This window comes from Actinosynnema sp. NPDC049800 (assembly GCF_040656635.1).
In the GTDB taxonomy this organism is placed as follows: Bacteria; Actinomycetota; Actinomycetes; order Mycobacteriales; family Pseudonocardiaceae; genus Actinosynnema.
In genome coordinates this window covers 103,887-118,088 of the sequence record NZ_JBFAMT010000023.1, presented here as the reverse complement: position 1 = coordinate 118,088, position 14,202 = coordinate 103,887, and the positions used below count along the sequence as shown (strand labels likewise).

Annotated in this window: 9 protein-coding genes; 6 read left to right on the top strand and 3 right to left on the bottom strand. The window is 74.2% G+C overall.

The features are described from left to right. Nucleotides 1-311: 311 nt before the first annotated feature. From AB0I91_RS24985 to AB0I91_RS24970, 4 genes are all read left to right on the top strand, one after another. Complete coding sequence (locus AB0I91_RS24985; protein WP_499639094.1) at nt 312-2,486, top strand: hypothetical protein; 2,175 nt, start codon at nt 312-314, stop codon at nt 2,484-2,486. Nucleotides 2,487-2,496: 10 nt separating this feature from the next. Further along, the gene (locus AB0I91_RS24980) at nt 2,497-3,483 is read left to right on the top strand and encodes an AAA family ATPase (RefSeq protein WP_499639092.1); all 987 of its coding nucleotides are present in this window, start codon (nt 2,497-2,499) and stop codon (nt 3,481-3,483) included. Further along, on the top strand, nt 3,480-4,628 hold the full coding sequence (locus AB0I91_RS24975; protein ID WP_499616374.1) for a DUF58 domain-containing protein: 1,149 nt from the start codon (nt 3,480-3,482) through the stop codon (nt 4,626-4,628). Before AB0I91_RS24980 ends, AB0I91_RS24975 begins: the two co-directional genes overlap by 4 nt. Before the next feature lie 586 nt (nt 4,629-5,214). Further along, nucleotides 5,215-7,395: a transglutaminaseTgpA domain-containing protein gene (locus AB0I91_RS24970; RefSeq protein WP_499639090.1), complete on the top strand. Its 2,181-nt coding sequence runs from the start codon at nt 5,215-5,217 to the stop codon at nt 7,393-7,395. An 89-nt stretch (nt 7,396-7,484) separates the two neighbouring features. Here AB0I91_RS24970 and AB0I91_RS24965 read toward each other — a convergent pair whose 3' ends face one another. Further along, the gene (locus AB0I91_RS24965) at nt 7,485-9,089 is read right to left on the bottom strand and encodes a protein kinase domain-containing protein (protein ID WP_498778570.1); all 1,605 of its coding nucleotides are present in this window, start codon (nt 9,087-9,089) and stop codon (nt 7,485-7,487) included. A gap of 138 nt (nt 9,090-9,227) precedes the next feature. On the opposite strand from AB0I91_RS24965, the gene AB0I91_RS24960 reads away from it, so the two are divergent. After that, nucleotides 9,228-10,085 carry a universal stress protein gene (locus AB0I91_RS24960; RefSeq protein WP_499639088.1) on the top strand — a complete coding sequence of 286 codons (858 nt, stop codon included), beginning with the start codon at nt 9,228-9,230 and terminating at the stop codon, nt 10,083-10,085. 94 nt (nt 10,086-10,179) lie between these two features. Further along, complete coding sequence (locus AB0I91_RS24955) at nt 10,180-11,421, top strand: MFS transporter (protein WP_499639086.1); 1,242 nt, start codon at nt 10,180-10,182, stop codon at nt 11,419-11,421. On the opposite strand, the gene AB0I91_RS24950 is transcribed toward AB0I91_RS24955, so the two are convergent. Further along, nucleotides 11,408-13,078: an acyltransferase gene (locus AB0I91_RS24950; protein WP_499639084.1), complete on the bottom strand. Its 1,671-nt coding sequence runs from the start codon at nt 13,076-13,078 to the stop codon at nt 11,408-11,410. The genes AB0I91_RS24955 and AB0I91_RS24950 overlap by 14 nt on opposite strands. Then, nucleotides 13,075-14,160 carry a LacI family DNA-binding transcriptional regulator gene (locus AB0I91_RS24945; protein WP_498778566.1) on the bottom strand — a complete coding sequence of 362 codons (1,086 nt, stop codon included), beginning with the start codon at nt 14,158-14,160 and terminating at the stop codon, nt 13,075-13,077. The genes AB0I91_RS24950 and AB0I91_RS24945 overlap by 4 nt, the downstream gene beginning before the upstream one ends. Between the last annotated feature and the right edge of the window lie 42 nt (nt 14,161-14,202).

The following is a 14,202-nucleotide window of genomic DNA, read 5'->3' as shown; positions in this document are numbered from 1 at the left end:
CAGCCCATCGTTCCTGTCGGGGTGGAAGGTGCCCCCTTGACACGCGCGGTAGGGCGGAGCCAGGTCGGCGGGATGACACGAAGCCCTTCTGTTGGGAGAAGGGCGTGGCGGTGGACGAAGTGAGGGTGTGGCTGTTGGGAAAGGCGGGCGTGGCGGTGGGGTGGGCGTGGAGTTGGTGGGGTGGGGTAGTACCGCGTGTGGGGGAGGGTTGGTCCGATGTGGACGCATCCGGCCGAGTGGGGCGTGGGCCGAGCGGAGCAGGCTGGTGAGTTGTCTCAGAATTGTCATACAGGGCCGTTAACATCCCGCCCGTGGGAGCCAAGCTGGGCAGGATCGCGCGTCGGGCCATCGGCGCGGGCCGGCGGGAGTCGGCCAGTGTCAGCGCCGCCGCGTTAGGGTTGTTGTTGCTGGTCGGAGCCGCTCTCGGCGACGGCATCTCGCGCACGGCCGTCGAGGTTTCCGACGGGCTCACCTGGCTGAACGACGACCAGCGCGGCGAGGTCGTGCAGGTCAACCCCAGTTCCGGGAAGCCGCAGACGCGGTTGCAGGTCAGCGGGGCGGACGCGCAGTTGGAGATCGCGCAGTCCGACGACAAGCTGATCGTGCTCGACCGCCGCACCGGCCAGATCACCGTGATCGACCTGGCCACGTTGCTCTCCTCCGGTCGCAGGCAGGCGCCTCCCGGGCCGTCGGCGAAGGTGCTCATCGCGTCCGACCGGGTGTTCGTGGTCGACCGAGCGGCCGGTTCGGTGCACAACGCGGACCCCGTGACGTTGGCCGACATCGGCTCGCCGTGGCTCGCCGGGCAGCCGTTGGCGGACGTGGTCGCGGACGACGGTGGTGTGATCTGGGCCGTCGACCACGGTGGGAACCTGCACTCGTTGGAGTGGTCCGACGAAGACCTGAAGTTCTTGGAGCGGACCAACAAGGCGGTGTCGGGGGCCGGGCCGCGCACGGCGTTGGTGCCGCACGAGCGTGGCGTGACGTTGCTCGGGTTGGAGGGCGGCGTGGTGGTGCGCGACGGCACCGGCCGCGACCTCACCGCGAGCACGGCGTCGTTCACGGGCGAGGTGCTGGCCGCGCAGACGAGCCCGACGGGCCTGGTGCCGGCGTCGGTGCCGGACGCGTCGGTGGTCGTGCTGGTGAGCGGTGACGAGGTGGTCCGGGTGGACATGCGGCAGTTCGGCTGTCCCAAGCCCGGGCGGCCGGCGGTGTTCCGCGACCGGGTCTACGTGCCGTGCCTGGGTTCGGGCAAGGTCGTGGTGCTGGACCGGATGGGCAAGCGTGGCGCGGACGACGTGCGGACGGGCGGGTCGGGCGACCCGGCGCTGGTGTTCGACGACGGCAAGCTGTTCATCAACGCGCCGGGTGCCGATTCGGGTGTGATCGTGGACTCCGATGGCCGCACGCGGGACGTGGTGATCCGCAGTCCCGAGCTGCCGGTGATGGACCCGGAGCGGTCGCCGATCCCGAGTGTGCCGAGCCCTCCGCCGCCGCGCCCGGAGCCGCCGGCGCGGGACAACCGGGGCAACGGCCAGAACACGCAGGGCCGGGAGACGACTGTCGCGCCGGTGACGACGACGACGCCGAGTGCCGGTGTGTCGGGTGCGGCGCCGGGGCGTCCGGCGGGTGTGACGGTGTCGCAGAGCAGCAACAACGGCACGTCGGTGATCGTGGCGGTGAGCTGGAGCGCGGTGCCGGACGGCGGTGAGCCGATCACGGGGTACGAGGTGGCGGGGACCGGCGGGTTCTCGGGTGGTTCCCGGGAGACGCGGGTGGCGGGCACTTCGGCCGAGCTGGTGCTGCCGTGCGCGGGGTCGACGTTCTGCGCGAGCGGGAAGTTGGACGTGTCGGTGGCGGCCTACAACCGGTTCGGGGTGGGTGAGGCGGGCACGGCGTCGTGGACGATTCGGCCGGCGGCCGGGACGACGACGACCACTCAGCCGCCGCCGGTGGTGACGACGACGACTCAGCCGCCGGTGGTCACCACGACGACCCAACCGCCCGTGGTTGTCACCACTACGACGACGACCACGCCGCCACCGCCACCGTTGCCGAGCGCGGGCGCGACCGTGATCAGCACGGTCGGTCTGGGCGCTCACCGGTATGAGCGGAGGGTGACCACGGCGCCCCCGGCGGACTGGGCGAACCACAGCGGCACGTGCGAGGTCGTCAACGAGACGTACGGGAGCAGCGTGCCGATCGCATGCTCCGGCGGCGTGGTGACGATCGACGTGGACCTCGGCACGAACTCGCTCGTCGTGCTGGCGCACGGCCTGTCCGGTCCGGTGAGGTCGAAGCCTTATCCCGTCCTCGTGCGCGACCCGCCCGAGAACTGCGGTGGTGGTCGGATCTGCCAGCCGTTGAGCGTGCCGGAGTCGGACGAGAGCAACCAGTTGGTCGGCGGCGGGATCGGGTTGTTGGCGACGGCGTGGTTGTTGACCTTGCGCAACCGGCGGATGCGGCGCGACGAGTCGGAGCGATGAGGGGCGAGAAGTGACGAGTACGGCGGTGCCGGCGATCGGCGAGGACGAGATCGCGGCGTTCCGCGCCCTGCACGCGAGGCTCGGTGACGCGGTCGAGTCGGCGGTGCGGGGCAAGCGGGACGTGGTCGACCTCGTGCTGGTCGCGATGTTCGCCGGTGGGCACGTGCTGCTGGAGGACGTGCCGGGCACGGGCAAGACGACGTTGGCGCGGGCGGTGGCGGGGGCGTTGGGCGGTGTGTCGCGCCGGGTGCAGTTCACGCCCGACCTGCTGCCCTCGGACGTCACCGGCACGTCGGTGTACGACCCGCAGACCGGTGAGGTGCGGTTCCGGCCGGGGCCCGTGTTCGCGAACGTCGTGCTGGCGGACGAGATCAACCGCGCCGCCGCCAAGACGCAGTCGGCGCTGCTGGAGGTGATGGAGGAGCGGACGGTCACCGTGGACGGGGTGGCGCACGCTGTGCCGGCGCCGTTCCTGGTGGTGGCCACGCAGAACCCGATCGACCTGGACGGCACGTACCGGCTGCCCGAGGCGCAGTTGGACCGGTTCATGCTGCGCACGTCCATCGGCTACCCGTCGGCGGAGCACGAGATCGACGTGCTGCGGCCCGGGAGCGGCGCGGGGCAGGTGGGCGCGGTGCCGACGGTGACCAACCCGCACGTCGTCGCGGAGCAGGGGCGTCGGCTGGCGACGCTGCACGTGGCGGACCCGTTGTTGCGCTACATCAGCGACATCGGTGTCGCGTCGCGCGGGGACGGCCGGTTGCGGTTGGGTGCGAGCACGCGTGGTCTGCGTTCGCTGGTGCGGTGCGTGCAGGTGCACGCGGCGGCGCAGGGCAGGCACTTCGTGGTGCCGGGTGACGTGCAGGCGCTGGCCGTGCCCGTGTTGGCGCACCGGTTGGTGCTGACCCGCGAGGCGCAGTTGGCGGGCACGACGACCGAGGAGGTCCTGGCCGACGTCCTGGCGGGCGTGGCGGTGCCGAGACCGGCCGCGCGATGACCAGGGTGCGGCTGACCGCGCGGGGGCTGGGCGCGGTGCTGTCGGGCGTGCCGTTGGCGGGTTTGGGGTTGTGGTGGCGTTATCCGGGTGTGGCGGGGTTGGGCATCGCGTTGCTGGTGCTCGTGGCGGCGGGTGTGGTGTCGGTGTTGTCGCGGGCCCAGGTCGCGCCGAAGCGGGTCGTGCGGCCGAGGACCGTGCAGCGGTTGGGCGTGTGCACGGGTGTGGTGGAGCTGACGGGCACGAGCCGGCGTTTCCCGGTGGTGTTCGACGCGACCGACGAGGTGGCGGGCGAGGCGGTGGCGGTGGACCTGCCGCTGCTCGCGCCGGGGCAGAAGGTGAAGGTGGAGTACCCGATCCCGACGCACGCGCGGGGTTTGCTGAAGGTCGGGCCGTTGACGTTGAGCCGTCGGGGGTTGGCCGGGTTGGCGCACGCCCGGACGGTGGTGGGTGACGTGGTGGAGGTCCGCGTGGTGCCGCGCGTGCTGCCGGTGCGCGGTCTGCCCGGTGGGGTGCGGCGTGGGCACGTCGGCGCCGACGAGCGGGTGGAGCGCGGTGGGACGGACCTGGTGGGGTTGAGGGAGTACGTGCCGGGTGACGACTTGCGGCGGCTGCACTGGGCGACGTCCGCGCGGACCGGGACGCTGATGATCCGGGAGGACGCCGATCCGGCTCGTCCGCACCTGGCGGTGGTGCTCGACGATCACGCGGACGGGTATGCGGAGGCCAAGGACCTCGAGGACGCCGTGGAGGTGGCGGCGTCGCTGGTGGCGGTGGCGATCGCCGAGGGGCATCCCGTGCGGCTGGTGTCGTCGTCGGGTGCGGTGGACGTGGAGTTGCCGCCGGGTGCGGTGGACGCGGACGCGTCGGTGGTGCTGGCGGCGTTGGCGGATCTGAAGGCGGCTGATCGTGGCGCGGTGGTGCGTTCGTTGCCGATCCGGGACTTGGACGTGGTGGCGGTGGTGTGCGGGGCGAAGGCCGAGCTGTCGGCGTTGATGCTGGAGGCGGGGCGGGCGTCGGTGGGGGTGGTGCTGGTGGTCGATCCGGAGGTGGTGCGGCCGATCTCGGCGGTCGGGTCGGTGTTGTTGCTGCGTGACGCGAAGGCAGAAGGGCTGTTGGACGCCTGGAACACGGCGGTGTCGCGGTGAGCGTGCAGCTGTCGCAGGTACCCGATCACCTCCCCACCCCACCTGGCGCGCCTATCCGACCTGCCCTGCCCGGCCGACCCTTGCCCGGCCGACCCTTGGAAGATCACCCGATAGCGTCATGGGCTCCGGGGATGAATGGAATCGCCGATTTTGTTGCCGGAAGTATGGAGGCGCGGCGCCCCGGCCTCGGGTGTGTCGGGGCGGTGGGCGCGTGAACGCGCGCGGGCCTGCGGATGACGGAGTGAGCGCCCACGGTGGAGGTGCGGATGACGGTCTGAGCCCCCGAGGTGCCCCGGGTGTGAGCGCCCGAGGCGCGAGCGCCGTCGGTGGAGGTACGAGTGCCCCAGGTGCGAGTGCCGCCGGTGGAGGTGTGGGTGCCGCCGGTGGAGGTGCGGGTGCCGAGGGTGTGAGCGCCGACCGCGTGGGCAGCGCCGCTGGAGCAGGTGTGGGTGCCGCCGGAGTGGGCAGTGCCGCCCGAGGTGCGAGTGGCCGAGGCGTGAGCGCTGCCCGGGCGGGCAGTGCGGCGGCCGCGACCCGCGGTGTGGGCGGTGTCCCTGTGGGTGATGCCCGTGTGGGTGGTGCCCGGGTGGCTTGGGCGGCGCTGCTGGTCGTGGTGGCGGCGTTGCACCTCGGCTCGGGGTGGCAGGGGTTCACGGCTTCGCTGGTGTTCGCGGGCGCGGCCGTCGTGGCGTTCGCGTGCCTGCCCCTGTTGCGGTGGCGGCGGATGCCTTCGGGGTTGGTGGCGTTCTCGCTGGTCGTGTTGGCGTTGGTCGGCGGGTACTGGGTGGCGAAGGGCTCGGCGATCGACTCGACCGACCCGGTGCCCGTGCTGCTGGACCTGGTGCCGCGCCTGCTGACCGCCGCACGGCCCGCGCCCGCCACGCCCGAGCTGCTGGTGCCGGGCGCGTTGCTGGTGTTCGGGGTGTCGCTGGTCGTGGTGCTGGCGGTGGTGGGGCGGGGGCGGGCGTTGTTGGCGCCTGTGGTCGGCGCGGCGGTGCTCTACACGTGCGCGGCGCTGTTGACGGCCGGGCGGGCGGATCGGCACGGGGTGGTCGCGGTGGTGTTGATCGCGCTCGTGGCGGTCGGGTGGTTGGTGGTGGACCGGCTGGAGGCCGGTGGCCGGATGTTGCTCGGGTTGCCCGCCGTGCCGGTGGCGGTGGTCGCGGCGCTGGCGGTGTTCCTGCCGTCCGGTGAGGCGTTCGAGCCGCGTGAGCTGGTGGAGCCGCCGGTGGCCGATCTGGGGGTGGCGAGCCCGTTGCCGCAATTGGCGTCGTGGGCGAACCTGGGCGACACCGAGCTGTTCCGGGTGCGCGGTCCGGAACGGGCGGTGCGGTTGGTGGCGTTGTCGGACTACTCGGGCGCGGCGTGGCGGGCGGCGTCGTTGTACGGGCCGATCGGGGCCGTGGCGGAGCCGGACCTGCCGTCGGGCGCGCGGGTGGACGAGGCCGAGGTGGAGATCACCGTCGGCGAGCTGGGCGGTCGTTGGCTGCCGACGGTCGGTCGGCCGACGGCGGTGACGCTGGACGGCGCGATGGTCGACCCGGACTCGGGGTCCTTGGTGCTGCGCCACGAGTTGACGCCCGGTCTGTCGTACCGGGTGCGGGGCGTGGTGGACGTGCCCGACGACGCGGACCTGCTGGACGCCACCGTGCCGACGAACGCGGGCCGCTACCTGGAGCTGCCGGGGCTGCCGTACTCGTTGGCGGAGTACGCGCGGCAGATCGTGCAGAACGCCCGGTCGCCGTACGAGCGGGCGGTGGCCATCGAGCAGGTGGTGAAGCAGGGGCGGACGCCGGACGCGCAGGCGCCCGTCGGGTCGTCGTACGCGCGGCTGGAGCGGTTCCTGTTCGGCGGTCCCGGCGAGCCCGGCGCGAACGCGGGGACGGCCGAGCAGTTCGCGTCGGCGTTCGCGGTGCTGGCGCGGGCGGTGGGGCTGCCGACCCGGGTGGTCGTCGGCTTCCAGCCGGCGGACGGCGAGGAACGCGTGGTGCGCGGCAGCGACGCGACGGCGTGGCCCGAGGTGTACTTCGCCGGGTGGGGCTGGGTGCCGTTCGACCCGGTGTCGGGCGTGTCGTCGGGTGGGTCGAGCGCCGCGCAGAAGCGCGAGGTGCTCGACCGGTTGGCGTCCGTCACGGCCACGCCGACCAGCACGCCGCTGTCCGCGCCGCCGCCGTTGGTGACGCCGTCGAGCCCCGTCGCCGCGCAGGCGACGTCGGCCGGTTCGCAGCGGTGGATCGGGTACGCGGTGCTCGGCGGGGTGCCGGTGCTGATCCTGCTGGTGCTCGGGTTGGCACGGCTGGTGCGGCGCAACCGGCTGCGGGCCGAAGGCGCGACCGGCGCCTGGGCCTACGTGCTGGACGGGTTGTTGCTGGCCGGCCGGACACCGCCCCCGGATCGGACCGCGCCGGACATCGCGGCGGGTCTGGGGTCGGCGCCGGCGCTGGAGTTGGCCCGGTTGGCGGATTACGCGGCCTTCGCCCCGGACCCCGGTCGGCCCCGGGTCGGATACCCGGTGGCGGCGGGAGCGACGGCCGGTCAGCCCTTGGCGATGGGACCGACGGCCGGTCAGCCGGTGGCCACGGGAGCGGCGGCCGGTCACTCCGGGGAGATGGGACGCGGGGCGATGACGACGGGAGCCGCGGGGCGCGCGGGCGGGACGTCGGCGTGGTCGTTGGCGCGGCAGGTGCGCGGTGGGCTGCGGCGTGGGGTGCCTTGGTACCGCAGAATGTTCTGGGCGGTCGACCCGCGGCCCCTGCGGCGGCGTTAGCGGGCAGGCGTGGGCAGGGCGACTGCGGCGTTAGCGTGCGGCGTTAACGGTTGGGGCTGAGGTCTCAGCCGTTGGGCGGGTGCGGGGCGTCAGCCGTTGCGCACGGCGCACGTGCGGGCTGACGCGCCGCGTTGCGTGGCCGGGTCGTCGAGACCGATGGCGAGCACCTGGAAGCAGTACTGCGGCGCCTTCGGCTCCAAGCCCTCCAGCACGTGCGACGTCGCACCGGCCGCCACGGTCACCAGCGGCCGCGCCGCGGAGCCCGTCACGTCGACCACGACGAACTGCGCGTTGCCCTCGCTCGGATCCGTCCAGAACAGCTCGATCCGGTCACCGCCGTCCTCCAGCCGCTTGAGCACCGGCGTGAACCGCGGATCGCCGCCCTCGGGCAGGCTGGCGGTCGTGGTGGTCACCGCCGTCGTGGTGGTGGTCGTGGCCACCGTGGACGGCGGCGCGGCGGCCTGCTCCGACCGGCCGGGCAGGTTCAGCGCCACGCCGACCACCACTCCGGCGAACACCGCGCTCACCCCGGCCAGCTTCCACGACCGGCGCGGCCGGGACGGCGGCGGCTCCGGCAGTTCCACCAACGGCGGCGGTGGCGGCGGCACGGGTGGGCGGCGCTCGGCGTTGTGCCGGACGGTCAGGTCGGCCAGGTCCTCGGTCCACGTCCTCACCGGCTCGGGCGCGGCGACGACCGGTTCCGCCGCCGCCTCGACCACCGGCCTGGGACCGAAGTCCGGCAGCTCGGTCGGACCCTCCGGGTAGTGCTCCGGCACCTCCCGCCGCACCGCCGCCGTGTGCTCCGGGTCCACTGTGGACTGCGGCGTCCACGTCGGCACCGCCGCCAGCGCCGCGCGCACCGCCGCCGCGTCCGGGAACCGCTCCTCCCGCTCCTTGCGCAGGCACCGCAGGATGATCGCGACCAGCTCGGCGGGCACGTCCCGGCGCAGCAGCGACCTCGGCGGCGCCTCGCGCACCCGCCCCAGGTAGGCGAGCATGGTGTCCTCGCCGGGGTTGGCCGACGCGAACGGCGGCTCGCCGTCCAGCAGCGTGAACAGGGTCGAACCCAGCGACCACAGGTCGTCGGCCGCGGCGGGCGGTCGGCCGTCCACCATCTGCGGCGCCGCGTGCCGGTAGCTGACCAGCTGCAACGACGCCGTGTGCGCCGCGTCCGCGCCGCGCGCGATGCCGAAGTCGGCCAGCACGTAGGACGTCGGCAGGACCAGGATGTTCTGCGGCTTCACGTCCCGGTGCAGGATGCCCTGGCCGTGCGCGAACGACAGCGCGTCGGCCACCGCGATCCCGGCCGCGACCACCTCGTGCACGGGCAGCGGCCCGCGCTGCCGCAACCGGTCGTGCAGCGAACCGAGGTCGTGGTACTCCATCACGATGCACGGCCGCCCGCCGATCACCCCGGTGTCCAGCACGGTCACGATGTGCGGGTGCTGGCGGCCGAGCCGGACGGTGATCTCCAGCTCGCGGTGGAACCGGCTGACCGTGTCCGCGTCGGTCACGTCGAGCACCTTCACCGCGACGTCACGGCCGAGCCCGTCCTGCGTGGCCCGGTACACGGTGCCCTCGCCGCCGTGCGCGACGAGCCGGAAGTCGCTGTAGCCGGGCAGCGCGACGGCCGGCGCCGCACCGCTCGAGCCGGGCGGGGGCGCCCAGGCCAGCAGGTCGTCGGCGGGGTCCACGGCGCCGATCGTATCGGGCGGGCCCGACACCGGGAGGCGTTCGCCGAACGGGGGGTGCGGCCCCGGCGCCGAAGTGCGGCCGGCCGCCCGCCGTCGGATGGTGTGGGTGTCGCTGACGTCGGCTGGAGGGAACCTGTGATGAGTGGCCCGATCGTGGTCGGGGTGGACGGTTCGGAGTCGGCGCTGACGGCCGTGCGGTGGGCGGCCGGGGCCGCCGCACGGCACCGGGCGCCGCTCCAGCTCGTGCACGCCTACCTGCTGCCCAAGCGCGGCTACCCCGACATCGTGCTGAGCGGTCGCGACGTGCGGGAGGCGTTCGAGGAGCAGGGCAGGCAGTGGCTGGAGGCGGCGGCCGCGAGCGTGCGCGACCTCGTGCCGGAGGTGCGCACGTCCGTGGTGGCCGCCCAGCCCGCCGCCGCGGTGATCGCCGCGTCCCGCGACGCCCGGCTCGTCGTGCTCGGCTCCCAGGGGCTGGGCGGGTTCCTCGGGATGATCGTCGGGTCGGTGGCGGTGTCGGTCGCCACGCACGGCCACAGCCCCGTGGTCGTCGTCCGCGGCCCGTACCCGGAGACCGGCCCGGTCGTGCTCGGCGTGGACGGCTCCCCGGCGGGTGAGGCGGCGATCGGGTTCGCGTTCGAGGAGGCGTCGGCGCGGGACGCGACGCTCACCGCGCTGATCGCCTGGACGCCGCTGCTCGCCGGCACCCCCTACGCCGACAAGGTGCGCGTGCAGTGGGACGAGATGGAGGAGCAGCAGCGGCAGTTGCTGGCCCAACGGCTGGCCGGGTGGCAGGAGAAGTTCCCGGACGTGGTGGTCGAGCGGCGGGTGGTGCGCGAGCGCTCGACGAAAGCCCTGCTCGACGCGGGCCGGGACGCGCAGCTGCTGGTCGTCGGCAGCCGCGGCCGCGGTGGCTTCACGGGCATGCTCCTGGGCTCCACCAGCCAGGCGATGGTCTACCACGCGCCGTGCCCGCTGGCCGTCGTCCGGGCGGACTGACCCACCGCGCCGCCGGCCGAGGTGATCTTCGGGCATGATCGGCACCGCGAGGTGGACGCCTCGGTCCGTACCGGCGACGCGGCGGGGGAGCGGAATGGTCGCAGTGCTCGGCGATCTGCGGGACAACCGGGACCTGGCGGTGCTGGTGGGCGGGTCCGGGGTGGCCGCCCTCGGCGCGCAGCTCACGCTGGTCGGGTTCACCACCGAGCTGGCCCGGTCGGGCGCGTCCGCGGTGGCCGGGCTGTTCGTGGCCGTCGCGCTGGGCGTGGTGCTCGGCACACCGCTCGCCGGGTGGGCGGTCGACCGGTTCCCCCACCGGCTGCTGCTCGTCGTCGCGGTGTTCGCCCAGGTGCTGCTGCTGGTCGGGCTGCTGTTCGGGTACGTGCGGCTGCCCGTGCTGCACGGCCTGGTGGCGTTGCTCGGCGTGTGCGGCGTCGTCGTGCGGACGTGCGCGTCCGCGCTGATCCCGGTGGCCACCGGCGAGGACGGCGCGGCCCGCGGCCACGCGGCGTTGTCGTCGGCGCAGAACGCCGGGTCCGTGGCGGGCATCGTGCTCGGCGGCGTGATCGCGGTCGGGCCGGGCGTCGAGTGGGCCGTGATGCTCGACGCGGTGTCGGCGTTCACGCACCTCGCGCTGGTCGTGGTGTGGCTGCGGGCGGACCGCGATCCCCGGCGGGACGACGGCGCGGCCACGCCGGGCGGCCAGTGGAGCGGCTGGGTGCTGCTGCGCAGCGACCGGCTGCTGCTGGGGCGCGTCGTCGCGCAGGCCGTGGTCGGCGTGGCCGTGGCGATCGCGCTGGTCAACCAGGTGTTCCTGGTCTTCGGCCCGATCGGCGGCAACGAGTTCACCTACAGCGCCGTGCTCGCGTGCTGGACCGCGGGCCTGCTGCTCGGTGCGGACCTGACCCGCCGCGTCACCACTACGCGCGGGTTGGTCGCGGCCTTCGCCGCGGCGAACCTGGTGCTGGCGCTGGCGTTGGCCGCACCCGCGCAGCTGCCGCACCTCGTGGTGAACGCGGTGGCGTGGCTGGTGGCGGGCGCGTGCGGCTCGGTGCAGAACGTGACGTTGAACGGCCTGGTCGAGGCCAGGACCTCGGACGCGGTCCGGGGACGCGTGGTGGCCACCGTCGGCGCGGTCACCACCTGCTCGGGCGTGGTCGGCATCCTGGTGGCGGGCGTGGTCGTCGGCACGGCGGGCCCGTTGGCGGCGCTCACCGCGGCGTCGGGCTTCGCCCTGGTGGCGGCCCTGATGGCGGTGCTGTCGGTGCTGCGCCGCGACCACCTGCGCGCCTCCGTCGCCGCCGAGGTCGACCGCGCGTCGGTCAGGACGGGCTGACCGCGGGTTCGGGTCGGTGCACGCCGCGCGGCCGGTAGGGCAGGACGTCGGCCAGGCCGAGCAGGTCGGCGAGCAGCCATGCGATCGCCAGCCACATCTCGGTGCCCTGCAGGCCCGGCGCGGTGGCGGGGAGACCGGCGGTCGTGGGGTGCGGCGCCCGGAAGCCGAAGCCCGCGCCGCCGGTCCAGTGGCCCAGCGCGTCGCCGAGCAGCCGGCGCGCGACCTCCAGCACCTCGTCGGCGCGGTGCCCGGTGTGGCGGGTCAGCCAGAGCGGGTGGGCGACGTCGAGGACGTTGCACGCGTCCTGCCGGTCCGGGCGGAAGAAGCGGGGGTCGCGGACGTGCCGCAGGACGGTGTCGACGACGCGTCCCGGGTGGGGCACGGGCACGCCGAACTGGGCGAACGTGCCGCGTGAGGCCCGGTAGTAGCCGTTGACGAGTCGGCGCAGGCCGTCGTCGGGCGACGGCCTGCCCCACATGCCGGTGTCGGGGTCCGCGGTGGTGACCAGCCGGCCGAAGAGGGCTTCGGTCGTGCCCGGCGCGTTGGGGGTCCCCCGCCGCCGGTTCCAGTGCAGGGCGGTGCCCAGCGCGTCCACCCGGGCGCCCGCCGACCAGGCGTCGGTGGTCCACGGCTGCCGTTCCAGGTCGGTGACCAGCTCTTCGGCGGTCATCCGGGACACGGCGCGGATCGGCTCGGGGAAGCCGCTGCCCAGCAGGTCGAGCGCGTAGCCGACGGACAGGACGTGGTAGGCGGTGTCCGGGTCGGACAGGTCGGCCCCGGTCGGCCGCGTGCCGCCGTCCGGGAGCACGCCGACCAGGCCGGTCTCCGGGTCCTGCCAGCCGCGCAGCCGGTCGACCTGGGCTCGGGCGGGCAGTTGGTCGGGTGCGCGGCCGAGCAGCAGGTCGGCGACCTCGATCGCGTCGCACTGGGCGCGGACGGTCGGCGTCGACCCCGGTCGGTCGGCGAACAGCCCGAGGTCGGGGTTCCAGCAGCGCTCCAGCACCTGCTCGGCCTGGGCGCGGGCGGTCTCGGCGAACGCGGTGAGCCGGCCGACGAGGTCGTCGGGTCGTGGCGCGGGGGCGGGCACGCGCCGGCGGAGGACCTTGGCCGGGTTGCCGCCGACGACCGCGCCGGCCGGGACGTCCTTGGTGACCACGGCGCCGGCGGCGATCACCGACCGGTCGCCGACCGTCACCCCGTCGAGGACGACGACGTGCGAGCCGATCCAGACGTCGTCGCCGACGGTGATGCCGACCGAGCGCAGCGGCTGCCGGAACACCTCCGTGTCGGGGTCGTCGAAGGTGTGGTTGAACGCGAGGATCGAGGTGTGCGCGCCGATGCGCACGGCGTCGCCCAGGCGGATGTCGCCGCGCACCACCGCGTACGGGTTGATCGAGCAGTCACGGCCGGCGCGCAGCGACCCGCTCAGGTAGGCGCCCGCGGCGACGTAGCCGCCGTGGCCGAGGGTGAGCTCCTCGTTCTGCACGGAGGCGAGCTCGGAGAGGAAGCACCGCTCGCCGATCTCGTAGCCGCGCTGCTCGACGAGGCGCCGCCGGAGGTCCCGCTGGCGTTGCCGCGCCGGCTCGTCGGCCTCGTCCCAGAACGACCAGGGCGAGTAGTCGAAGCGCGTGCGGTCGAACGGCCCGACCCCGGTCACGGCCGGGAACCGGAACGCACGACGGGGCGCACCGAGTCGCGCACGACGATGTGGGTGCCGAGCATGACCCGCTCGGGCGTGCCCGACTTGTCCCGTCCGCGTTGCAGCGCCATGCGCACGGCGGTGCGGCCCAGCTCCTCGTGCGGCACGTGGACGGTGGTGAGGCCGATGTCGGCGGCCGGCGGCAGGTCGTCGAAGCCCACCATGGAGATGTCGTCGGGGATGCTCAGGCCGTGCTCGCGCAACGCCTGGCGGGCGCCCGCGGCGATGAGGTCGTTGCCGGCGAAGACGGCGGTGAAGTCGGGTGGTCCGGCGGCGAGCCGCTCGCTGATCATCCGGTAGCCCTCGTGCCGCTCCATGCTGCCCTCGACCTCCAACCCGGGGTCGTGCTCCACGTGGTGGTCGGCGAGGGCCTTGCGGTAGCCCGCGACGCGGCTCTCCGGAGTGGTGTAGTTGTCGCGCCTGCCCAGGAACAGGATGCGGTCGTGGCCCGCGGACAGCAGGTGGCTGGTGATGGCGTACGCGCCGCCGGTGTTGTCGTACTCCACGACGAGGGCGGGCACGTCGGGGCCGAGCGGCGGCCGTCCGCACAGGACCAGCTGGGAACCGGCGAGCGCCAGCGCGCGGGCGTACTCGGCCATGCGGTCGCGGTACGCCTGGTCCGCCACGACGTTGCCGACGAGGATCACGCACTCGGCGTGCTCCTCGCGCATCAGCTGGACCGTGGCGAGCTCCCGCTCGGGGTCGCTCCCGGTGGTGCCGACGATGCAGAGCTTGCCCTCGATCGCGGCCTGGGTCTGCACGCCCTGCGCGACGTGGGCGTAGTGCGGCGAGACGACCGAGTTGACGATGATGGCGACGCTGCGGCTGCTCGCGCCCGCCAGCCCGCGCGCGTTGGCGTTGGCCACGTAGTCCAGCTCGCGCACCGCCCGCAGGACCCTGGTGCGCGTCGCGGGCGCGCCGGGGTAGGTGCCCGACAGGATCCGGGAGACGGTCGCGACGGACACCCCGGCGTGCGCGGCCACGTCGCGGATCGTCGTCGGCCGCGGCCCTTCGTTCTCGGACGCCGCTCGCCGAACCATCCCGCCTCCGTCTGCCGTCGTGCGACTCGCTGGTAAAACGCT

Bases quoted from the DNA above. Each gene is read 5' to 3' on its own strand.
- AB0I91_RS24975 (WP_499616374.1), top strand. From the start codon at position 3,480: ATGACCAGGGTGCGGCTGACCGCGCGGGGGCTGGGCGCGGTGCTGTCG.
- AB0I91_RS24960 (WP_499639088.1), top strand. From the start codon at position 9,228: ATGAGTGGCCCGATCGTGGTCGGGGTGGACGGTTCGGAGTCGGCGCTG.
- AB0I91_RS24955 (WP_499639086.1), top strand. From the start codon at position 10,180: ATGGTCGCAGTGCTCGGCGATCTGCGGGACAACCGGGACCTGGCGGTG.
- AB0I91_RS24945 (WP_498778566.1), bottom strand. From the start codon at position 14,160: ATGGTTCGGCGAGCGGCGTCCGAGAACGAAGGGCCGCGGCCGACGACG.